16 protein-coding genes are annotated in these 22,200 nt (G+C 61.0%); 9 read left to right on the plus strand and 7 right to left on the minus strand.

Annotation, left to right across the window (positions count from 1 at the left end; all coding sequences use genetic code 11):
* Positions 1–318: 318 nt before the first annotated feature.
* Genes PAF17_RS07025 through PAF17_RS07035 form a run of 3 tightly spaced genes read right to left on the minus strand, consistent with a single transcriptional unit; the run spans position 319 to position 3,327 of the window.
* A complete protein-coding gene (locus PAF17_RS07025) occupies positions 319–1,797 on the minus strand; it encodes a tripartite tricarboxylate transporter permease (protein ID WP_271888389.1) in 1,479 nt (492 codons plus the stop codon).
* 18 nt (positions 1,798–1,815) lie between these two features.
* Positions 1,816–2,298 carry a tripartite tricarboxylate transporter TctB family protein gene (locus PAF17_RS07030; RefSeq protein WP_271888390.1) on the minus strand — a complete coding sequence of 161 codons (483 nt, stop codon included), beginning with the start codon at positions 2,296–2,298 and terminating at the stop codon, positions 1,816–1,818.
* 60 nt (positions 2,299–2,358) lie between these two features.
* Complete coding sequence (locus PAF17_RS07035; RefSeq protein WP_271888391.1) at positions 2,359–3,327, minus strand: Bug family tripartite tricarboxylate transporter substrate binding protein; 969 nt, start codon at positions 3,325–3,327, stop codon at positions 2,359–2,361.
* A gap of 439 nt (positions 3,328–3,766) precedes the next feature.
* Between PAF17_RS07035 and PAF17_RS07040 the strand changes: the two genes are divergently transcribed.
* The 3 genes from PAF17_RS07040 to PAF17_RS07050 are packed head-to-tail and all read left to right on the plus strand — an operon-like array spanning position 3,767 to position 8,414.
* A complete protein-coding gene (locus tag PAF17_RS07040; RefSeq protein ID WP_271888392.1) occupies positions 3,767–6,568 on the plus strand; it encodes a xanthine dehydrogenase family protein molybdopterin-binding subunit in 2,802 nt (933 codons plus the stop codon).
* Positions 6,568–7,149 (plus strand): (2Fe-2S)-binding protein, encoded by a 582-nt coding sequence (locus tag PAF17_RS07045; RefSeq protein ID WP_271888393.1) that lies wholly within the window; start codon positions 6,568–6,570, stop codon positions 7,147–7,149. The genes PAF17_RS07040 and PAF17_RS07045 overlap by 1 nt, the downstream gene beginning before the upstream one ends.
* A complete protein-coding gene (locus tag PAF17_RS07050) occupies positions 7,146–8,414 on the plus strand; it encodes a c-type cytochrome (protein WP_271888394.1) in 1,269 nt (422 codons plus the stop codon). Before PAF17_RS07045 ends, PAF17_RS07050 begins: the two co-directional genes overlap by 4 nt.
* A 26-nt stretch (positions 8,415–8,440) precedes the next feature.
* On the opposite strand, the gene PAF17_RS07055 is transcribed toward PAF17_RS07050, so the two are convergent.
* Positions 8,441–9,967, minus strand: coding sequence for a phospholipase D family protein (locus PAF17_RS07055; protein WP_271888395.1), 1,527 nt, complete (start codon positions 9,965–9,967; stop codon positions 8,441–8,443).
* 325 nt (positions 9,968–10,292) lie between these two features.
* On the opposite strand from PAF17_RS07055, the gene PAF17_RS07060 reads away from it, so the two are divergent.
* The 4 genes from PAF17_RS07060 (at position 10,293) to PAF17_RS07075 (ending at position 14,605) form a co-directional block, all read left to right on the plus strand.
* Complete coding sequence (locus tag PAF17_RS07060) at positions 10,293–11,324, plus strand: NADP-dependent oxidoreductase (RefSeq protein ID WP_271888396.1); 1,032 nt, start codon at positions 10,293–10,295, stop codon at positions 11,322–11,324.
* Between the two features lie 31 nt (positions 11,325–11,355).
* Positions 11,356–12,033, plus strand: coding sequence for a type 1 glutamine amidotransferase domain-containing protein (locus PAF17_RS07065; RefSeq protein WP_271888397.1), 678 nt, complete (start codon positions 11,356–11,358; stop codon positions 12,031–12,033).
* A 209-nt stretch (positions 12,034–12,242) separates the two neighbouring features.
* A complete protein-coding gene (locus PAF17_RS07070) occupies positions 12,243–13,478 on the plus strand; it encodes a winged helix-turn-helix domain-containing protein (RefSeq protein ID WP_271888398.1) in 1,236 nt (411 codons plus the stop codon).
* Between the two features lie 128 nt (positions 13,479–13,606).
* Positions 13,607–14,605 carry an NADPH:quinone reductase gene (locus PAF17_RS07075; RefSeq protein WP_271888399.1) on the plus strand — a complete coding sequence of 333 codons (999 nt, stop codon included), beginning with the start codon at positions 13,607–13,609 and terminating at the stop codon, positions 14,603–14,605.
* A 53-nt stretch (positions 14,606–14,658) separates the two neighbouring features.
* Here the strand turns inward: PAF17_RS07075 and PAF17_RS07080 are convergent, their stop codons facing one another.
* The 3 genes from PAF17_RS07080 to PAF17_RS07090 form a co-directional block, all read right to left on the minus strand.
* On the minus strand, positions 14,659–16,194 hold the full coding sequence (locus PAF17_RS07080) for a sulfatase (protein ID WP_271888400.1): 1,536 nt from the start codon (positions 16,192–16,194) through the stop codon (positions 14,659–14,661).
* Positions 16,195–16,347: 153 nt separating this feature from the next.
* A complete protein-coding gene (locus PAF17_RS07085) occupies positions 16,348–17,352 on the minus strand; it encodes a transketolase family protein (protein WP_090738231.1) in 1,005 nt (334 codons plus the stop codon).
* Positions 17,353–17,364: 12 nt separating this feature from the next.
* A complete protein-coding gene (locus tag PAF17_RS07090) occupies positions 17,365–18,291 on the minus strand; it encodes a transketolase (protein ID WP_271888401.1) in 927 nt (308 codons plus the stop codon).
* Positions 18,292–18,387: 96 nt separating this feature from the next.
* Here PAF17_RS07090 and PAF17_RS07095 point away from each other — a divergent pair, with 96 nt between their 5' ends.
* Both PAF17_RS07095 and PAF17_RS07100 read left to right on the plus strand, forming a co-directional pair.
* The gene (locus tag PAF17_RS07095; protein ID WP_271888402.1) at positions 18,388–20,700 is read left to right on the plus strand and encodes a molybdopterin-dependent oxidoreductase; all 2,313 of its coding nucleotides are present in this window, start codon (positions 18,388–18,390) and stop codon (positions 20,698–20,700) included.
* On the plus strand, positions 20,701–22,188 hold the full coding sequence (locus tag PAF17_RS07100; RefSeq protein ID WP_271888403.1) for an FGGY-family carbohydrate kinase: 1,488 nt from the start codon (positions 20,701–20,703) through the stop codon (positions 22,186–22,188).
* The last annotated feature ends 12 nt before the right edge of the window (positions 22,189–22,200 follow it).

The raw sequence follows: 22,200 nt of genomic DNA on the forward strand, positions 1-22,200 counted from the left end.
CGTGGTCAGCGACCGCATCGAGCGCCGCGTCATCGGACAACTGAGCGAAGCACACACATTGCGAAGATACAGCGAAGAACTCGATAAACAAAGAAAAGACATAACAGGAACAGGAGAATGAAAGGGGGATACCCTGCAAAGCGATTGAAGATATGGGTGATCGTTGCGCTGAACTGGTTGCGATGCCGCCGGGCGGAGCTGATCGTTTCCAGTTGTTGACCAACCTTCGGGCTGCCCGCGAGGTGCAAGCGGATCGCGCTGCAGGTCGCCTTGGCCGGGAAATGCCGCCGTCATTTGCCCGACACGGCCCGAGATGCGTCAGCCCTTGACACGACGTGCCGCAGTGGATCGCAGCAGCGGGTAGGCAAAGGTCGCCACGGTCAGTATTCCCAAAGCGGCTGCGATCGGGCGTTCGAAAAACGCAAGAAGGTTTCCATCGGCCTTGATCATCGAGGTCACGAAATGCTTTTCGATCATCGGACCCAGCACCAGCCCGAGAATGGCCGGTGCCAGCGGGATGTCGTTTTCTTCCATGATGTAGCCGGCAATTCCGAATGCCAGCATGATCCCGACGCCCATCAGGGAGTTATTGATGGAGAATGAGCCGACAATGCAAAACAGCAGGATGATCGGCATCAGGATGCGTGTCGGTGCGGATAGCAACAGGCCCGCCGCGTGAATGGCCAGCCAGCCGATGGGCAGCATCAGCACATTCGCCAAGACGAAAATCAGAAAGATCGCATAGACCATTTCGGGCTGTTGGATAAAGATCATCGGGCCGGGGTTCAGTCCTTTGACGAACATCACGCCGATGACGATGGCGGTGATCGTGTCGCCGGGGATGCCGAACACCAGGGCCGGAATCCATGCCCCTGACACTGCTGCATTGTTTGAGGCACCCGCTTCGACCAGACCCTCGGGATGTCCGCTTCCGAATTTCTCGGGGTGACGTGAGAATTTCTTGGCCAGCGCATAGGAAACCCAGGCGGCGATATCGGCGCCCGCGCCCGGCAAAGCGCCGATGATCGTGCCAAGTGACGCCCCCCTGAGAACCTGTTTGGGGTATCGTCTCAGGTTCTTGACCTGGGATCTGAAGATCGGTCCGGTGACGCGCGCCTGACGTGCCTGAGCTGCAGGTTTGGTATAGGACCGGATCACCTCGGCGACGGCAAAGATGCCGATCATGGCGGGAACGAACTGGACCCCGGCCAGAAGCTCGACCGATCCGAATGTATAGCGTGCCGCGCCGGTTGGGTTGTTCTGGCCGATCAATGCGACGCTCAGCCCGATGAACAACGACACAAGTCCCAACAATGGCTGGCTGGAAGACACGAATACCGCGCTGGACAGGCCCAGCAGGACCAGCCAGAAATATTCGAACGACGAGAACTTGAGCGCGACCTCGGCCAGTTGCGGGGCCAGAAGGCTAAGAACCGCAGTGCCGAGGATGCCTCCGATCGCTGAGAACAGCAGGCAGGCGCCCAAGGCCTCGTTGGCCTTGCCCTGTCGGTTCAGCGCATAGGCATCATCGACATAGGCGGCCGAGGCCGGGGTGCCCGGCATGCGCATCAAAGTTCCTGCGATATCGCCTGCGAAAATGGCCATGCCGGTTGCCGCCACGATCGAGGCGACGGCAGGCACGGGCGCCATGAAGAACGTGACCGGAACCAGCAACGCCGTTGCCATCGAGGCCGTCAGGCCCGGAATGGCCCCGATGAACATGCCAAAAAAGCCCGCCCCCAGAACGGCCAGAAGGACATCGGGGCGAAGGACGATGGCAATCGCGTCAATGAGCATGGGAAACCTCGATCCGGATCAATGAAGAATGCTGCGCCACAGCAGGGCTTCGATCGGGCCGGAAGGCAGCGGCACCAAAAGGAACCGGCTGAACACGACATAGATCAACGATGAAGCCACGACCGACAGGGGCGCGGCCATTGTCCAAACTACCTTGCCTTGCAGCATCAGCAAGAACAGCAAAAGCGTGGCAATGGCGATGAAACCCGTCCAGTTGGCCAGCAGAATATAGGCGACCACGGCGACGAGCGTCGCGACCGCACCCCAGGCCTGCGGCCCCGCCGCGGCAAGCGTGAAACGGATCAACCCGTTCCAGGATGCCCGACCGGCCTGCACGAACAGCGCAGCCCCCAACAAAACTCCCATGACGCCGATCAGGAACGGCATGGTGCCCGCCCCATAGCTTTGCCCCGGCAGGGCGGGATAGGCGTAGGACGAAAGGATCAGCGCCGCGCCGCCGATAGCCACCAAAAGCGCGATCAGATGCTTGTTGATTTTCATGCTGCCCACATCGAGATTTCGCCACTTATGCCGGCGACCGTCGGGCCGCCGGCATGACCATTACTTGACGAGGCCGGCGGCCGTCAGGATTTCGCCGAAATCGGCATCGGATTGGGCGATGAAGGCCGTGGCGTCTTCGCTGTTCAGCCATACGGCGCCCAGACCGCGCTCTTTCATGAAATTCTGGTACTCATCGGACTGGAAAGCCTTTTCGACGGCGGCATACAGGCGGGCGCGGGCATCTTCGGGCATGCCTTTTGGTGCCATCACGCCGCGCCACGCCATCAGCGACCAATCGATGCCGGATTCTTTCAGGGTCGGCACATCGGGATAGGCCGGGTTGCGTTCGTCACCCATGCTTGCCAGAGGTACGATGCGCCCGGCATCGATCATGGAGCTTCCTTCCGGCAGCGATGCGGTGACGAAATCAAGGCTGCCGGCAACCATCTCGGTGATGGCTGATGCCGAACCGTCGCTGGGAACCCATTTCACCTGATCTGCGCCTTTGTCCATGGCCATGGTCCAACCAGCCATCGCGACATGCCAGATCCCGCCCTGACCGGTGCCCGATGCGGACATCGCGCCGGGTTCGGCGTCGGAAATGGCCGCAACCAGATCATCGATTGTGGTGTAGTCGCTGTCCGAAGGCACCATGACCCCGGCGGCATCCTGATTGACCAGGGCGATCACGTCATAATCATCATAGGTCAGATCGGTCAGACCCTGCCAGTGCATCATCGTCACTTCGACCGTGCCCAGGCCAACCGTATAGCCATCGGGTTCTGCGCTGGCGATGGCGGAATGGCCGACAACCCCGGACCCACCGGTCCGGTTGACGACATTCACCGGCTGGCCCAGATCTTCCTGCATGACCGAGGCAAGGATGCGGGCCACGGCATCGGTGCCGCCGCCGGCCCCCCACGGCACGACGAACTGGATGGGCCGTTCCGGATATTCGGCCATGGCGGGCGCGCCTGACAAAAGCCCCACGGCAAATGCTCCGGCCATTCCGGTTGCAAGTCTGATCATGGTATTTCCCCCCGGTATCATATTGGTCGCGACGTCTGGTCCGTGCTGTCAAAATCTGCCGGCGCCGCAAAATAGTTCACGTGAACATCATGCAGGAACGACCGTCCCTGTCAAGCTGTCCGTTGCCCGTATTGCATCGCCTAAGGTGCTGTCACCGGTATCCATCCAGGAATCCTGTTCGCGGATTGGCGGAAATCGTCTTGATCAGGAATCTACAGTAACTCCACCGTTGCCTTGTGGCTATACGCGCGCACAAGGCGAGGCGAATTCCCAGAACATGGTTGCTCCGAATTTGCATCGTCAGGTCCTGAGGCCCAGAGCGGCAACTAAATTCGCTTGCAGCCGGAACCCGGCGCAACGCGATGACGTTAGATCAGAAATTGGGGGCCTATTCCGGCCCGAGCCATGTCCAGTACGCAAACTGAATGACGGAGGGACCGTGCCGCACCTTGATATTTCCCGCAGGCGTTTTCTGGCTGCGGCGGCTGCCCTTGGTATTACCGCGGCGGTGCGCCCCCTGGGACAGGCTCAGGCGGCCATGATGCCGTCCGTGGTCGGACAGGACCCGGGCTGGTTTTCGGGCGGAAGGCTGCGTTATCGCCGTGACGGCATGGCCAAGGTGACAGGCAGCAAGGTCTTTTCCATCGATATCCGCGCCTGCGATCTGGACGGTTGGCCGCAAACGCAATCCCATGGCCTGACCCTGCATGTTCCCCGCGCTGATCGTGTCTATCTGGGATTGGATCTTTCGGTGCTTGAACCTGATCTGATGCCAGATGTCCTGATCGATGCCGCGCGGGTGGCCGCCGACAAGGTGGCGATGCCCGAAGCGTCGTTTTATGGTGATTTCTTTCTGGCCGAAGGTCAGGTTCCGCCGATGATGGGACAGCCGGTCGCGCTGGGGATCTGGCATGACTATGAACGTTTCCGTGCCGCGCGTAAGAAATTGCAGTTCCGCACCGAGATTTTCCGGTTTGGGGATCATGCGGATCAACCCGCCCGCGCACCTTATGGCGCGGCGCGATATGTTCGGGTCGGGGGGGATGACCCGCGCGGCAGGGATCGGTTTTCCTCGATGCAGGATACGGTCATCTGGCCGGACCTGACCACCGATGGCGTTCAATGGCCCGGCCCGGAACATCCCGCATTTGGTGATGCGATGCGCCATGCCGACGAAATTCGCGATGTGATGGAGAACCCGCCCGAAGGTTGGCGGGTGTTTTCGGGTCAGTTCAGCAGCCAGTCGGTTGATCCTGCCGCGATGGAGATGGAGAACGGGCTGGGCTGGTATGATGATGGGAAACTGCATGTCGTGGGCGCCACACAATCGCCCTATTCGGCCGCCCATCACATCATGGACATGGTGTCCGACAGCAACTTTTCGCTGGACGATCTGGATTTCGTCACGGGCTATACGGTTGGATATGGCCAGAAGGAACACCAACCCTTTCCCTATTACGTCGCGCTGGCGGCGCTGTATGGTCAGGGACGCCCGGTCAGGCTGATGCTGGATCGATGGCAGCATTTTCAGTTTGCGTTGAAGCGTCATCCGTTTTCGATCCGCACTGCGTTCGCAGTGGATTCCGAAGGCCATTTCCAGATCATGACCTGTGATGCGATCGGTGATGGTGGCGGCGTGATGAATTTCAGCCCGTCGGTGGGCACCGTGGCCGTGACGGCCGCACAATCGATCTATTACCTGCCCAAAAGCGATCTGTCCGTCGAGGTCCACCCCTCGACCGGCGTGACCTCTGGATCGATGCGTGGTTATGGCACCTTGCAGACCATGGCGACCACCGAAATGCTGGTGGACGAGATCGCGACCGAGATGAACATCGATCCCGTCGATCTGCGCCGACGCAACGTCATTAAAAGCGGCATGAAGAACACGCAAGGTGCGGTGCCTTCGGGCCATCTTCGGGCCGCCGAGATACTGGATCTGGTTGCCGCGGATCCGCTCTGGACCGACAGGGCTGAACGAAAGCGGCGTTTTGAACAGGAAAATCCGGGCAAGCGTTTCGGTGTGGGGTTCGCCGCGGTTCAGAAAGATTTCGGCACCGGCGCCGAGGCAGCGGTCGTGCAGCTGGAGGTCACCCCCGAGGGTCGTCTGCAGATGCGCCATGTCGCCGCCGAAATCGGCGCCGGGGCGACCACATCCCAGATGTTGGTTGCCGAGCCGTTCCTGGGCCGTCCGGTGGATGAGGTGGAGTTCTCGGTGCAGGACTGGCCGCAGATGCCGCTGCACACACAGGACGAGCCATATACCACATCGCAAGAGGATGAAGACCGCCTTGCCCTCGACCCGACATGGGTGCCTCGGTTTACATCGCCGCGTTCGGCATCCAATTCGGCATATTACTTTACCCATGCGACCCAGCAGGCGGCGCAGATGCTGTTGCGGATCGGGTTGTGGCCTGCGGCCTTGTCGATATGGGGAGAAGGGGCATCCGGGGGGCAGATGCGCCCCGAACCGGTCAGTATCGATGATGCGCAATGGCGCGATGGCAGGCTGGTCGCGCGCTCGATGGAGCCCTTGACGCTGGAACGGCTTGCGGCGCGCGCGCATCGCGACGGGCACATCACCGGCGTCTGTGTGCATACGTTCAACCGTTGGGCATGGGCCGAGGCCGATTTCGACATCGATGGCCAGAAGATTCGCGCCCCAATTGACGCGCTGTCGGTGCGTTGGGGGCAGGGTGCCTCGGCCAGTCGCAAGGCGTCCATGACCGATGGCGGCTATGCATTCATCCCGCGCAGCAAGGCGTTTTATCCGCCTGTGCAGCGCAACAATGCCGGCACGGTCTATTATGCCCCCTGTGCGTCCCTGATCGAACTGGCGGTGTCCACCGGGTCGGGCAAGGTCGAGGTGCTGCAACACAAGACTTGGCTGGAATGCGGGACACAGATCGTGCCGGAGCTGGTTTCTGGCCAGATGCAGGGCGGGTTGGCAATGGGCATTGGCCATGCGCTGTATGAAGAACTGCCGACAGGGGCCGAAGGGCCGGGCAACGGCACCTGGAATTACAGTCGCTATCACCTTCCGCGGGCTTCGGAGGTGGGGGTCTGGACACAGACCGGGCATGTCCTGCCCGCGCTGTCTGATGACGATCCGCCCAAAGGCATGGCCGAAGTGGTCATGATACCCATCGCCGGTGCCTGTATTAATGCCATCGCCCACGCGACCGGTCATCGTTTCTATCAGATGCCGGTGACGGCCGAACGGATCAAGGAGGTGCTGTGATGGCCGAGAGGATCAGCTTTTCAGCGGTGATCAACGGGCAGAAAGTGGGTCCGATGGACCTGCCCCATGATTTGATGATGGTCGAGTTGCTTCAGGAATATCTGAACCTGACAGGCACACGTCTGTCCTGTGGCCAGGGCGTTTGCAGTGCCTGCACGATCATTGTCGACGATGCCGAAAAGGGCAGCTATACCGTGCCGGCTTGTGTGACCGGTGTGGCTTGGCTGAACGGCAAATCGGTGCGCACGATTGAAGGTATCGCAGGCCGTGATGAACAGGGCGGGCCGGTTCCTTCGCCGATCCAGAGGGCGTTTCTCGAACATTTCTCGTTTCAGTGCAGCTATTGCACGCCGGGTTTTGTCAATGGTGCGACGGTGCTGGTTGAAAGGTTGCAGCGTCAGCCGATTGCTTCGGATCAGGTCGAAGCCGCGATACTGGAGGCATTGGATCGGCATATCTGCCGCTGCACCGGTTATGTCCGATACTATCAGGCGGTGCGCGACGTGATCCTGTCTACTCCGGGGCTGACAACCGACGGGCCGCAATTCGATATGGTAGCAAGGCAAGAGGTCACGCAATGATCACGGCGTTGCGTATAATCGGTGCGCTTGTGCTGCTGGCTGTTATCGGTGCGGGCCTGTTGTTCTGGTCGGCCGGAAAAGAGGTGCGGATTCCGCCTGCATCGGTGGATTTTGCCGCGCTGACGACAGATCAGCATGACCGTTTGATCGAGCGCGGTGAATGGGTAGCCCGGGCGTCTGATTGTGCCGCATGCCACAGCGACCCTGACGGGGGTTCCGATCTGTCGGGTGGATTGCCGATGGTAACGCCGATGGGGTCGATCTATGGCACGAATATCACGCCGTCCCGGGAATACGGTATCGGTGACTGGAGCCCGGATGACCTGTATCGGGCGGTGGCAGTGGGCGTTGCGCCGGGCGGGCGGAACCTGTATCCGGCGATGCCCTATACCAGCTATCATCGCATCACGCGCGAGGACTCCGACGCCCTGTGGCTATGGCTGATGCAGCAAGAACCAGTCGACAAGCCGAACCGCAAGAACGATATGGTTTTCCCGTTCAACATTCGACCGGCAATTTCATTCTGGAACGCCCTGTTCCGCCCCGAGCCCGCGCCGTTCGACGCGCAAGGGCGGCCGAATGCCCAAGGCGAATATCTGGTCGACGTGCTGGGACATTGCGGCGAATGCCACACACCGCGGAACGCGGCCTATGCCCTGACACCAGACCATCTGGCGGGGAATGTGATCGAAGGAGCTTATGCGCCCGACCTTCGCGCCGACGCCCTGGTCAGCCGTGGCTGGAACCATTCGGATCTGAACAGCTTTCTGCACCGCGGCCTGTCGCCGCAAGGGGTCATGACATTCCGGATGTTTCCGGTGCTGTCCCACAGCACCAGCCATTTGCCCCAGCAGGATCTGGATGCCATTGCAAGCTATCTGATGCCGGACCAACCCGTGACCGATCTTGCCGCACGGCGACCCTCGGCCGCGCTGTCATCCAGGGGGCAGGATTTGTATACGGGGCTATGTGCGGGTTGTCATGGCGATGACGGGCAGGGGCAGCCGCATTCCTCGGTGCGGCTGGATGTGAACACGACGGCGATGTTCGACGATCCGATCAACCTGGTGCGCGTGATCGCCGAGGGTATTCCCGAACGCGATCTGGCGCATGGCGAGCGCATGCAGGCCATGCCCGCATTCGCCGACATGCTGAGCGATGCCGATATGGCCAGCCTGGTATCATATCTGCGCCAACGCTGGGGCGGTCAGTCAGATGATGTCAGCGCCGAGCAGGTGCAGGATGCTCTGGCGCGCGCGCATTAGGGACACGGTTTTGCGGAGAGATGTGATCACAGCTCTTTGCCAACTGGCAGATAGCCGTAAAACCCGGTGATGAACCTTTGCCAGCCCGATTTGGCGGGTTCCTGACCATATCCGGTCCATCGTCCGTCATCCTGACGTTCCAGCCACTCGATCTGACCGCGATCATTGAGGCGCAACTTGTAGGCTGCGTCTGGCAGGGATTGCAGGAATTGCCGTGATGCCGTCTCCGTCAATTCGGGCGAGCCGACCAGGATCCCCATTTCGGTGTTGATATCGATCGAGCGGGGGTCCCAATTGAAAGAGCCGACAAAAAGCTTCTTTCCGTCGATCGAGAAGGCCTTGGCATGCAGCCCCGAAAGCGATTGGCCCAGCTTCAGCAGCGAACGGTCGGGGCGTTCCTTGTCGGGCCGCAACTCCCACAGTTCGACCCCGGCTTGCAGCAGTTCCTTGCGATAGCGCGCGTAATGCCCGTGGACCATTCCGACATCGTTGGATTCCAGTGAATTGGTCAGGATCACGACCCTGACGCCGCTTTGCGCGATCCCTTTCAGCAGGGCGGTTCCGCGTTCACCGGGCATGAAATAGGCGGATTCGACGATCAGTTCCCTTTGTGCCGATCTCAGCAATGGCGCGATATAGGATGCCAGCACAAGGTCGCTTGGGCCGGCGGCCTTGTGCGGTGGATCGGCCAGCACCTGGGCGGGCGCCCATGTCAGCCCCAGATCGCCGGCACGCAACTGGGCGCGCACATCATGGGTCACCGCCGATGCATAGGCGGTTTGATTCGCGCTGTCATATCTGGCGATCAGGCGCGCGCGCGCCTGATCATAGCTGGGCGCATCCGGTCCGGGCCTGATGATCGATTGCGCCGGGATCGCATGTGGGCTGTTCCAGTAATCATCGAAAATACCCGAGACCTGTTCGACGACCGGTCCCACAGCCAGCATGTCCAGATCGTCGTAATTGCTGTCATTGCGCGCCGAGAAATATTCATCGCCGATATTGCGGCCGCCGACGATGGTGACCTGATTGTCAAAGGTCATCGACTTGTTGTGCATGCGACGGTCGATACGGCTGAATTCGAACAGGCTGTTCACGGCGCGCGGCACATGGCGGCGAAATGGGTTGAACAGGCGGACATTGATATTGGGGTGCCGGGTCAAGGCGATCGTCATCGGATCGTATTCCGATGTATACATGTCATCCAGCAACAGGCGCACCCGCACCCCCCGATCCGCCGCCAGCAACAGCTCGCCGGCGAAGATATGTCCGGTCACATCGTCATGCAGCAGGTAATATTGCGCATCGATGCTGCGTTCGGCCTGTTCGCTCAGGACCTGACGCATGGCCAGCGCCTCGGGGCCGCTGGGGACCAGGCGCACGCCCGACCGGCCGTCCCGCGGTGGCGAGAGGCTGTCGACCTTGCGGGCCAGGAACGTTGCCGAGGTGTCGGTAAAGGCGGTTGTCGTCACCTTGTCCCCGACCACGACCGGGCGGGCACAAGCCGTGACCAGCATGGCCAACAGGATGCCGGTACAAGCCATTGCCTTCATCTGCCAGTTCCTTTGTTCTCTGGATTTCGGCACCCGCGTGGTGCCTGTTCCTGTGTATCATGATCGCGCTGCGGCACGGCAAGTGCAACGGCTGGATTCTGACTGATATCAAGGCATTGATGCCAGGGGAATTTTTGATCCGGGCATTTGCCGCCCTATTGCAATTCGCGTGTGACTGCATAGCTGGGCGATCTGGCTTCGGCGGTAATTCGGCGCATGAGGGATCTTGTTTGCCGCGACTGTCGTTGCCTTGTCGGCGGGAAATGCAGCCGCCACATGCCAGATACTGGCCAAGGAAATTCTAGGGTCCAAAGGACATTCAATCATGGAACAATCAGACAGCCACAACCGGCGCTATGTCTTGGCACAGCGACCCAAGGGCGAACCCGATGGCGATACGCTGCGGCTCGAAACGGCAGAGATTCCCGTTCCGGCCAAGGGTCAGATGTTGCTGCGGAACGTCTTCCTGTCTCTCGACCCATATATGCGCGGCCGGATGAGCGATGCGCCTTCTTATGCACCTCCCGTTGAACTGAACGAGGTGATGGTCGGCGGCACCGTGGCGCAGGTCGTTTCCTCGGATGTCGAGGGTTTTGCCGAAGGGGACTGGGTTGTCGCCTTTGGCGGTTGGCAGGATTACGCCCTGTCGGATGGCACCGGGGTCATCAATATGGGCCGCAACCCCGAAAACCCGTCCTGGGCGCTGGGGGTGCTGGGGATGCCGGGGCTGACCGCATGGGCCGGCCTGACGCAAATCGGTCAGCCCAAGGCGGGCGAGACATTGGTTGTCGCCGGTGCCAGCGGCCCCGTGGGGGCCACGGTGGGCCAGATCGGCAAGATCCTCGGCTGCCGGGTTGTCGGCATTGCCGGTGGCGCCGAGAAATGTCGCCATGTGATCGATGTTCTGGGTTTCGATGACTGCATTGATTACAAGGCGGATGGTTTTGCCCAAACCCTTGGTGCCGCCCTTCCCAATGGTATCGACATCTATTTCGAGAATGTCGGCGGCGCCGTGTTCGACGCGGTTCTGCCCTTGTTGAACACCAATGCGCGGATCCCGGTCTGTGGACTGATCTCGCAATATAACGCCACTTCGCTTCCGGATGGCCCGGATCGCATGGGGCTGTTGATGGGCACGATCCTGAAAAAGCGGATGACGATGCGCGGCTTTATCGTGTTCGACGATTTCGGGCATCTCTATCCTGAATTCGCAAAGCAGATGTCGGGCTGGGTGCAGGATGGCCGCATCAAGTATCGCGAGGAAATGATCGACGGTCTGGAACAGGCCCCAGCGGCTTTTGTTGGGCTGCTGAAGGGCGAGGCCTTTGGCAAGCGGGTGATCCGTTTGGCGAAATGAGCCGGTTCGGAAACAGGAAAGGACAGCCAAGATGAATATTCTGATGGTTCTGACATCGCATGACCAGCTGGGCGATACCGGTCACAAGACCGGGTTCTGGTTGGAAGAGTTCGCAGCACCGTATTACGCCTTCAAGGATGCGGGTGCACGGATCGTGTTGGCATCTCCCAAGGGCGGGCAGCCGCCGCTGGATCCCAAAAGCGATGACCCCGACGCGCAGACCGATGCCACCCGGCGCTTCAAGGATGACGGTGCGGCCCAGCAGGAGCTGGCCAATACCGAAGTCCTGGCCAATGTCGCAGCAGATGGCTTTGACGCGATCTTTTTTCCCGGCGGTCATGGGCCGCTGTGGGATCTGGCCGAGGATGGCGACAGTCGCCGCCTGATCGAGACCTTTGCGCAGGCTGATCGCGTCGTCGGTGCAGTGTGCCATGCCCCGGCCATCTTTCGCCACACACGGTCTGGCGATGGCGCGCCTTTGGTGCGCGGCAAGCGTGTGACAGGGTTCTCCAACAGCGAGGAAGATGCTGTTGGGCTGACCGAAGTTGTGCCTTTTCTTGTGGAAGACATGCTTCAGGAAAATGGTGGTCAATATGAAAAGGGCGATGACTGGTCGTCATTCGTGCTGGTCGATGGCAAGCTGGTTACCGGCCAGAACCCCGCCTCGTCGGAAGAGGCCGCCAAGGCAGTGCTGAAACTGTTGGGCTGATGCCGTTTGGCTGATGCCGTTTGGCTGCCGCGCCTGACAAATGGGCGCGGCAGCCCTGTGCCGCGATGGTACGGTCCGACGCGCCAGCGGCACCGCCGGGGATGGGCGGGCTTTGACAATCTGGATCGTGGGTATAGTTTCGCCTTGACCGCCTTCGGAGAATTGATGCCGGAACGAAACGCCTTTTCATTGTCGCCGCGCCGTTGCACATGACGCGATTGCGGATCGACAACGCGACAGCACGGCATCTGTGGCTGGATGGTCACGGGTTGGCGCGTGCGCCGACCGGGCCTGTGGACGTTGCCGAGATCGTGCGCCGGCTGGGCTTTGTGCAGCTGGATTCCATCCAGATCGTTTCGCGGGCGCATCACCATATCCTGTGGAGCCGCAACCAGAATTATCGCGAACCGATGCTGGATCAGGCCATGTCACGGGATCGCGCGCTGTTTGAACATTTCACGCATGACGCATCGGTGCTTCCGATGGAGTTCCTGCCTATTTGGCAAAGGCAGTTTCGGCGAAAACGGGAATATCTGGATGGGGCGAGCTGGTTCAAATCGTTGCCATCCGCAACCGAACGAGCGACGATCCGCGACCGGATTGCCGCCGAGGGGCCTCTTTCGACGAATGATTTCGACAGCAGACCACGCGACAAAAGCCATATGTGGGCGCGCCCGCCGCACAAGCTGGCCTTGGACTATATGTGGTATGCGGGCGAGTTGGCGACCTGCCATCGCGTGAATTTCACGAAATATTATGATCTGGCTGAACGGATTTTCCCCAAGGATCTGCGCAGCCGCGATATCCCCGAGAGTGAACAGATAGATCGGCTGTGCCAGATCGCCCTGGATCGGCTGGGCTTTGCCAGCGTGACCGAATTGCAGCGTTTCTGGGACGCGGCCACGCGCGGCGAGGTGCAGAATTGGGTCGGGACCGCCAGTGGCCTACGCATGGTCGAGATCCAGAGCCGTCGGGGGGATTGGTTTCCAGCCTATGCACCGCCGGATATCGAAGACCGCATCGCGGGTCTTGCAGCGCCCGGATCCCGGGTGCGGGTGTTGAACCCGTTCGATCCCGCAATTCGCGACCGCGCGCGCCTGGATCGCCTGTTTGGTTTCGATTACCGCGTCGAGATGTTTGTGCCTGCAGCCAAACGGATCTGGGGTTACTATGTCTTCCCCTTGCTGGAAGGCACCCGGTTTATCGGCCGTATCGAAATCAAGGCGGACCGCAAGCGCGGGGTCTTGAACGTGCTGAACTTCTGGCCCGAGCCGGGCGTTCGCTGGATGTCGGCGCGCCTTGATCGACTGAACGGTGAATTGACGCGCTTTGCCAGATTGGCGGGTGTTTCTGAACTGACCTGGGCACCCGATGCCAGCCAAGCCGCGCAGGATAGCATGGCGTCCGGGTCGCCTCGGTCTGGTGGTTTGGCGGCCGGTCAATAATTCCCCAAAGCAAGCGGATTTCGCCCCGCGCGGCCCCTTTTCATTGTTGCGGCGTCATGGGATCGTGACCGCGCCGTTTCCGGGGCTTTTGACCGGGGGCGATGTGACTGGAATCTGAGGGACGTAACATGAAAGCCATCGTGAACACCGCACGCGGAGCCGCAGCAGAGAATTTGCACCTGCTGGACATTGAGCGGCCCGAACCCGCTCCGGGGGAGGTTCGGGTGGCGATCCGCGCCTCGGGGGTGAACCCTTCCGATTGCAAGCTGCGCAGCGGGGCGCAGGGACCGATGGTGGCCGATCAGGTCGTTGTCCATAATGACGGGGCAGGGGTTGTCGATGCGGTCGGCGCTGGCGTGGATGCCGCGCGGGTCGGGCAACCTGTCTGGTTGTATAACGTCAACCGGTCGCCGGATGGTGTCGGGCAAGGGGTTCGTGGCACCGCTGCCGAATATGTATGCGTGCGCGCCGCGCTGGCGGCAGAATTGCCTGACGGTATCGATTTCGATCTTGGTGCCTGTCTTGGGGTGCCGGCCATGACCGCGCATCGCGCGTTGTTCTGGGCCGGATCTCTGCGCGACAAGACGGTGCTGGTGTCAGGTGGTGCCGGCGCGGTCGGGCATGCGGCTGTTCAGATGGCGGCGGCTGCGGGCGCGCGGGTGATCGCAACCGTCAGTTCGGACGAAAAGGCCCGTATCGCAGCCGAGGCGGGTGCGGAAATCGTGCTGAACTATCGCCAGGGTGATCTGGCCGATCAGATCGTGGCCGCGCTTGGTGCCAAGTCGATTGATCATCTTGTCGATGTCGATCTTGCGGCACATATCGATATGCTGCCGCGCATCATGTGTTCCGGAGGAACGGTGGGCGCCTATGCCACCGCCAGCAACCTGACGCCGGCGATGCCCTTTTATCCACTGGCCATGTCGAATATCGCGATTCAGCCGGTTTTTGTCTATTCGCTGTCGCAGGCGCAAAAGGACGTCGCAATTTCAGACATCAACGATTTCTTGCGGGTGGGCAAGTTAAAGCCTCGGGTCGCCGCGCGCTTTGCGCTGTCGGATGCCGTGCAGGCGCATGAAGCCATCGAAGGCAACAGTCTGATCGGCAACGCTATTCTGGAAATCTGATCGCGAAAATCGCTGCGGCAACGGCATTTGCGCCATTGCCGCAGCTTGGGTCGTCAGGCTGCTTCCAGCGCGGCGTCGGTCATGCCAAGGCGGGCCAGTTGCTCGACCGGATAACCTTCTTCATCCATCATGTGGCGGGCCAGTTGCATCATGCGGCGACGGTTCTGATCATCGCTGTCCCACAGGTTCGTTTCCTGCGCCGGGTCGGATTTCCGGTCATAGAGGAAGGACTGATAGGTCCGCGGATCGATGGTGATCGGCGTTTTCCAAAGGGGCAAATCCACCGAAGGATCGAAAAGCCCCTGCTCGGCGGGTGGCTCTGGCGGGCGACCCACGCGGCCATCAACGGGGTTGTCGACGATAAGCGGACGCGAGATCGCGGTCGAATAGGTAAACAATGGCTGACCTTCGACCGGGGCGCGGAACAGCGTCCAATCGCCGTCCGTCACGCAAAGTCCTTGGCCGAACGTCCCATAGATCAACGCCTCATGCGGGCTGTCCCCGGTGCCCATCACCATTGGCATCAGGCTTTTCGAATGGCGGTTGGCATCGGGAACCTGACCGCCTGCCGCATCGATCAGTGTTGCGAACAGATCGACGGTCTGGCTCAGCCCGTCCACGCGGGTGCCATTGCCGGGGTTCTTGGGATGCCAGATCAGCATCGGAATATTGGCATGGCTGTCGTAATGCGGGAACTGCTTGCCAAAGGCGCGGCGTTCACCCAGATCGTGGCCGTGATCCGTGGTGAAGACGATCATCGTGTCATCCCACAGGTTCAATGCGTCCATCTTGGCCATTAGCCGGCCCAGCCAGGTATCCATCATCGTAACCTTGCCCATGTATTGGGCGCGCAGGAAATCCAGTTCCTCGGGCGTGGTCTCGTTCATGAAGCGTTCAAGATCGGCATAGACCTGATAGGGTGGCCAGATGTTGAAATCGTCTTTCTTGCCGTCGGTATACATCGAGGCATAGGGCTCGGGGACGTCGAATGGTTCGTGCACGTCAAAGCATTCGACATGCAGGAAGAATGGGCCCTTCTGTGCGTTCTCGTCCAGCCAGTCGCAGGCGCCCTGCAGGACGCGGGGCGCGAAGTAATCTTCCTCGCCCTTGAAATCGGCGACATTCGCCGCGTATTGGCGGATATGCTCGGCCGCGCGATACTTGGCGACATTCTTGACCCATTGCGGGTCTTCCTTGTTCGGATCCGGCACCTTCCAGCCATCGACTTCGTGGCCGCGCACCATGTGCAGCGACTGAAAGCCCTGCATATAGCCGTTCGCCTCTTCTTCCCAGTAATGGTAGTGATCGGTGACCATCGCGGTGGACATGCCGGTTTTGGCGATTTCCTTGGGCAGTCGCGGATCGAACACTTCCAGCCCGCCCCAGGGACGCCACAGAAATTCTTTGCGTCCCGCCATGATTTCGCGCCGCGCGGGCATGCAGGGCAGGCTGCCGACGAAATGGTTGTCATAGACCTGGCAGCGTTGGGCGAGCCGCGTGATATTGGGCGTGCGGCACACGGTATCGGGGTTATGGATCGACAAGCAGTCCTTGTTCAGGCTGTCGACCAGAATCGTGATGATATTCATATGTATCCTCCCCCGGGCTGCGGGTCGTCGATCTGCGCAATGGCCGGCATGGCACGGCCCTTGACGTCTTTGCTGTTCGTGATGTGGTGATCGCTTTGCGGTCGCGCCGCAAGGGCGAAAAAACGGTGGCGGGTGCGCCGCCACCGCCATGGATCAAAGTGCTTCGGCCTTGACCAACGAGTGGACATCCTCGACGCGGGCCGAGTCCAGATCGTTTTCCGTGATTCCGAATTGCTGACCGGTCAGATCCTCGATGCCGCGCACCAGTGCCAGCGCGTCCAGACCGTAATAACGCATCAGATAGGGGCGAGAGCCGCCATGTGCATAGGTGTCCTTCAGGCCCAGACGGATCAACCGCTTGCCCACGCCCGCATCGGCCATGGTTTCCGCGACCAGCGATCCGATCCCGCCTTCGGTCACATGGTTTTCCAGCGTGATGACGCCGTGCTTGACCGAACCGATGTGATCCAGCAAGGCCTTGCTGTCGAAAGGCTTGATCGTGTGCAGGTGCAGGTGACGGATCGACAGGCCGGCCTTGGCCAGCGCCGAACGTGCGCGCATCGCTTCTTCGGTGCAGATGCCCGAGGTGACGACAAGAATATCGTCACCCGACGACAATTCGCGCATCTCACCGACCTTGATCGGGGTGTCGAACAGCCGGGGCACGGATCCGCGCAGAACGCGGCACCAGACCGGACCGTCGATGCTGTCTGCGGCTTCGCAGATCGATTCAACCTCGGTCGCGTCACCGGTTTCAAGGATGGTCATGTTCGGAATCGAGCGCATGACCGAGATATCCTCGATCGACTGGTGCGTCATGCCGCCCGGCGTGGTGATGCCCGGCAAAAAGCCCATCAGGCGGACCTTGCGTCGCGGATAGGCGATCGAGGCCATCAGCTGATCGTAAGGGCGGCGATACATGAACACGCCAAAGGTGTGGATGAACGGGCGATAGCCCGCCAGACCCAGGCCGCCGGCAAAGCTCATCATGTTCTGTTCGGCCATGCCGAGGCTGATGAACTGGTCGGGGTGACGATCGCGGAAACCGTCGACCTCGCAGGACGAGGTCAGGTCCGCAGACAGGCACAGGATGTCGGGATTGCCCGCCGCGAAGGATTCAAAGGCCTTTGCATAGGGACGCGATACCATTTCCACCATGATGCGTTCTCCTTAGTGGCTGTAATCGACGGGCTCGACGCCCAGATCGGCGGCGATGGAAACATTCATGCGGGCACGTTCGTCCTCGGATTTGAAGCGAACGTAGTGAAGGCGCGGGAAACGCTCTTCCAGGATCGACATGGTATGGAAGGGGTTGGTGCGCGCCAGAATGATCAGCGGTTTGCCATCGTGCTTTTCCTTGACCGCATCGCGCATGGCCGTCAGGTCATGGCCGTCGATCTCGATGCAGGCAGCGCCAAAGTTCTGGAACTTGGTCTTGATGTCGCCGACTTCCATGACGCTGGACATCGCGCCATCGCATTGCTGGTCGTTGACATCCATGATGGCATAAAGATTGTCGATGCCGTGATGGGTGGCGGCCTGCACGGCTTCCCAAGTCTGGCCTTCCTGCACCTCGCCATCGGACATGAACACCCAGGTTCTGCCCGCTTCTCCGCGACGCTTGCGACCATAGGCCAGACCCGCGCCGGTGGACAGGCCGATGCCCAGGGTGCCGTTATGCACTTCCATCCCGGGCGAATGCTCGGCGCCGATCATTTCAACGCTGGAACCGTCCTTGTTGAACATTTCAAGACCTTCGGGGGCCATCCGGTCGACCTCGATCAGGGTTGCATAGGCGACAAGCGCGTAATGCGCGGGGGCAATGAACAGCCGGTCGAATTCCGGGGTGGCGGGTCCGTTATAGCCTGCGCCCGTGTGGTAATCGGGGTTCGACGGCGACGGCACGCCTTCGAAGGGCTTGGGGATCATCGGCAGGGTCGGTGCGCCCAGTTTCAGTTCCTCGTTGTACAGCCACGCCAGTTGTTCGCCGGCCGAGCAGGCCTGGCTGAGATAACCGCCGTTGTTGCGCATCGAGTGTTCGAACACACGGCGCCGAATCCCCAGCGCCACTTCCTCGGTCGTTCTTTCATTGCGCATCTCGCATCACTCCTCCTGGGCATGACATTCTGGTTGTAATCTCATCTATCATATGACAATGTATTTTACAAATGTCAAAACGAAAAGGCTGACGTGATGACAGACCGCTATACAGCTGCCCATTGGGGCGCCTATCGGGTGCGCGAGGTTGATGGGGACATCAGGCTTGATCCGCTTGCCGATGATCCCGCGCCTTCGCAGATCGGTCGTGGTTGGCTGTCGGCGGCGCGCGACCCGCGCGCCCGAATCCAGCGACCCGCCATTCGCAAGGGGTGGCTGGACGGTGATCGCGGGGCGGCGCGCAACGATGATGTCTTTGTCGAGGTTTCCTGGGACGAGGCCCTTGATCTGGCCGCGAGGGAACTTGATCGCGTGCGTCAGCAGCATGGCAATGGTGCGATCTACGGCGGGTCCTATGGCTGGTCCAGCGCCGGGCGCTTTCACCACGCCCAGTCTCAGCTGCGTCGCTTCCTGAATCTGATTGGTGGATATGTTGCCGCACGGGATACCTATTCCCATGCTGCGGGCGAGGTGATCCTGCCCCACATTACCGGCATGACCAACAAGGATATCGAAGAGGGTATGACCAGCTGGCCGCTGATCGCCCGCCATTGCACGCTGTTTCTGGCCTTTGGCGGCGTGTCGGGGCGGACCGCGCAGATTGCGGCGGGCGGCACCAGTCGGCACGAGGTAGATGACTGGATGGCGCAGGCCGCCGCGAATGGCATGAAAACCATAAGCGTGTCACCGCTGCGCAGCGATCTTGCCGATCTGCCGAATGCGCGTTGGCTGCCGGTGCGCGCCGGGTCGGATACGGCGCTGATCTTGGCGTTGGTGTATGAACTGGTTGCCGGGAATCGCCATGATCAGGCCTTTCTCGACCGATGCACAAGTGGCTGGGACCAGTTCCGCGCCTATGTCATGGGCGAAACCGATGGTCAGCCCAAATCGGCGCAATGGGCCGCGCCGCTCTGCGATCTTGCCGCCGAGGATATTCGGGCGCTGGCCGGAGAGCTGGCTGACAACAGGGTGATGGTGGCGGTCAATTGGGGGCTGCAACGCGCCCATCATGGTGAGCAGACGGTTTGGGCCGGGCTGGCGCTGGCGGCTGTGCTGGGTCAGATCGGGCAGCCGGGCACGGGCTTTGGCTTTGGCTATGGGTCCACGACCCCCCCCGGACGGGCCAAGAGATTCATCAGCTGGCCATCGGTGCCCCAGGGGCGCAATCCTGTTGATGATTTCATTCCGGTCGCGCGTATCGCCGATATGCTGCTGAACCCCGGAAAAAGCTATGCTTACAACGGTGAAACGCGGCAATATCCCGATATCCGGTTGGTCTATTGGGCGGGGGGCAATCCGTTTCACCACCATCAGGATCTGTTGCGGCTTGAACAGGCATGGCAACGCCCGGAAACGGTCATTGTCCATGATCACAGCTGGACCGCGACGGCGCGACGCGCCGATATCGTGTTGCCGACGACCATGCCGCTGGAACGCGAAGACATCATGATCAACCGGCGCGACCCGTCCCTGATCTACATGGCGCAGGTCTTGCCACCCATGGGTGAAGCCCGCAACGACCACGCAATCTTCAAGGGGTTGGCGCAGCGCTTTGCAGCCGAGCAGGAATTTACGGAAGGGCGCAGCGATGAAGGCTGGTTGCGCTGGCTGTGGGCGGGCTGTCAGGGCGTGGCCCAGACCGAAGGGTTCGCCCTGCCGGATTTCGAGAGGTTTCGCGAAACCGGTCGTTTCGAAATGTCGGATCAAGACACGACGCGGGTTTTGTTCGACCAATTTGTCTCGGATCCCGAAGCCAATCCCCTGGCCACCGAAAGCGGGCGGTTGACATTGTTCAATGACCGGATCGCCGGAATGCAGCTGCCGGATTGCCCCGGGCATCCTTGCTGGATGGAACCGGCCGAGTGGACGCTGGCGGCTGCGCCGGATGAATTGCATCTTCTGTCGCAACAGCCGGCAACCCGCCTGCACAGCCAGTTGGACAACGGATCCGAGGCGGCGGCGTCCAAGTTGCAAGGTCGCGAGGTCGCACGGATGCATCCCGCCACCGCAGCACGGCTGAACTTGCGTGAAGGCGAGGTCGTGCATCTGCACAATGCACGTGGCGGCTGTCTGGCCGGTCTTGGTCTGGATGCGGATATGCGTCGCGATTGCATCGTTCTGCCGACAGGGGCCTGGGCCGACCTGCAGAATACCGCGCAAGGGCGGATCTGCGTGCATGGCAACCCGAATATGCTGACCATCGATCTGGGGGCCTCGCAGCTCAGTCAGGGAAATATCAGCCACACGGCATTGGTGCGCGTGTCGCCGTGGGACGCGGCTTTGCCGCCGCTGCGGGCCTTGGACGCCCCCGGCTTCGTCACGCGCCGCGAAAGTGAACAGGAGGTATAGGTGCAAGATTACTGGCTGGGGATTGATGCGGGCACCACGGCGATCAAGGCGGCGGTCTATCGCAGTGACGGGACGCGGGTCGCACTGGGAGAGGTTCCCAGCGAGGTTCACCTGGGCGATCACGGTCGGGCCGAACAGGATATGGAGACCGTCTGGCTGGGCGTCTGCCAGGCTGTTTGCGCAGCCATTGCCGATATCGATGCAAGCCGGATCGCCAGCGTCGGGATTGCCGCGCAGGGCGATGGGTTGTGGGCCTTGGGTCGTGACAAGACCCCCGTCGGGCGCGCGATCCTGTGGAATGACACGCGCGCTGCCGAAAACGTAAAACAGCTTTATGACAGCAATCATGCGCGGGCCATCAGCCATGCCTGCAACACGGCGATCTGGCCGGGTACATCGGGCGCGATCTATCAATGGCTGCGTCAGGAAGAACCCGACCGGGCCGACGCGATTGATCGGGTATTCTATTGCGCGGATTGGGTCGGGTTCCGGTTGACCGGTGAACTCGCGACCGATTTTTCGAATGCGTCGATCCCGTTTCTCGATTTCGAATCCGGGGGTTATGATCTTGACGCGCTGCAGGTTCTGGGCTCGGCGCCGCTGGCGCGCATGCTGAATGCGCCGCGTCGTGCCGAAAGCCGTCTCGGCGCTGTCTCTGCCGATGCCAGCGCCGAGACGGGCCTGCCCGAAGGGTTGCCCGTATCGGTTGGCACAATGGATCTGTCGGCGATGATCGTTGGCATGGGCATGGAAAGGCCCGGCGAAACGATGATGATTCTAGGAACGACGGCCGTGGTCACCATTCTGACCGAAAAGGTGGAAAAGACCGACCACCCGGTCGGCGCGACGGCCCATCACGCCAATGGCCGGCTGTTGACCCGCATCCTCGCGCCCACCACAGGGGCAGCGGCTTTTGACTGGTTCTGCGGATTGCACCCCAAGACCTTGGGGGGTGGCTCGGCTGCCGAAATCGCGGCCCGGCTGAATGCGCTGGTTGAAAAGGTGCCGCCGGGTGCGAATGGCGTGACCTTCCTGCCTTACCTGAACGGCGAACGGGCCCCCTTTGTTGCGCCCAGGGCGCGGGGCTCGTTCTTTGGTCTGTCGTCATCCAGCACCAAGGCCGATATGGGCCGCGCTGTCATGGAAGGGGCCGCCTTCAGTCTGCGCCATTGCTTCGAAATGGAAAATGGCCGTCCGGATCAGGCGGTTCGCCTGACCGGCGGCGGCGCCCGCAACCGGATGTGGTGCCAGATCATCGCCGATGTCATGCAGGTGCCGGTGCTTGTCAGCGAGGCCTCGGATCATGGTCTGTGGGGGGCGGCCTGCCTTGGGGCAGCTGCGGCCGGCAAGGGCGATGCCTGCACATTGGCACAGCGCGCCGAAGAGGTGTTGCGCCACGATCCCGACCCACAAACCGCGTCAGCCTATGACGCCGCATTCGCAAGATATGTCGCATTGTCCGACGCCTGTCAGGCGCTTTGGAAATAACAGGAAAAGAGG

This window comes from Paracoccus onchidii, from assembly GCF_028294535.1.
Classification (GTDB): Bacteria; Pseudomonadota; Alphaproteobacteria; order Rhodobacterales; family Rhodobacteraceae; genus Paracoccus; species Paracoccus onchidii.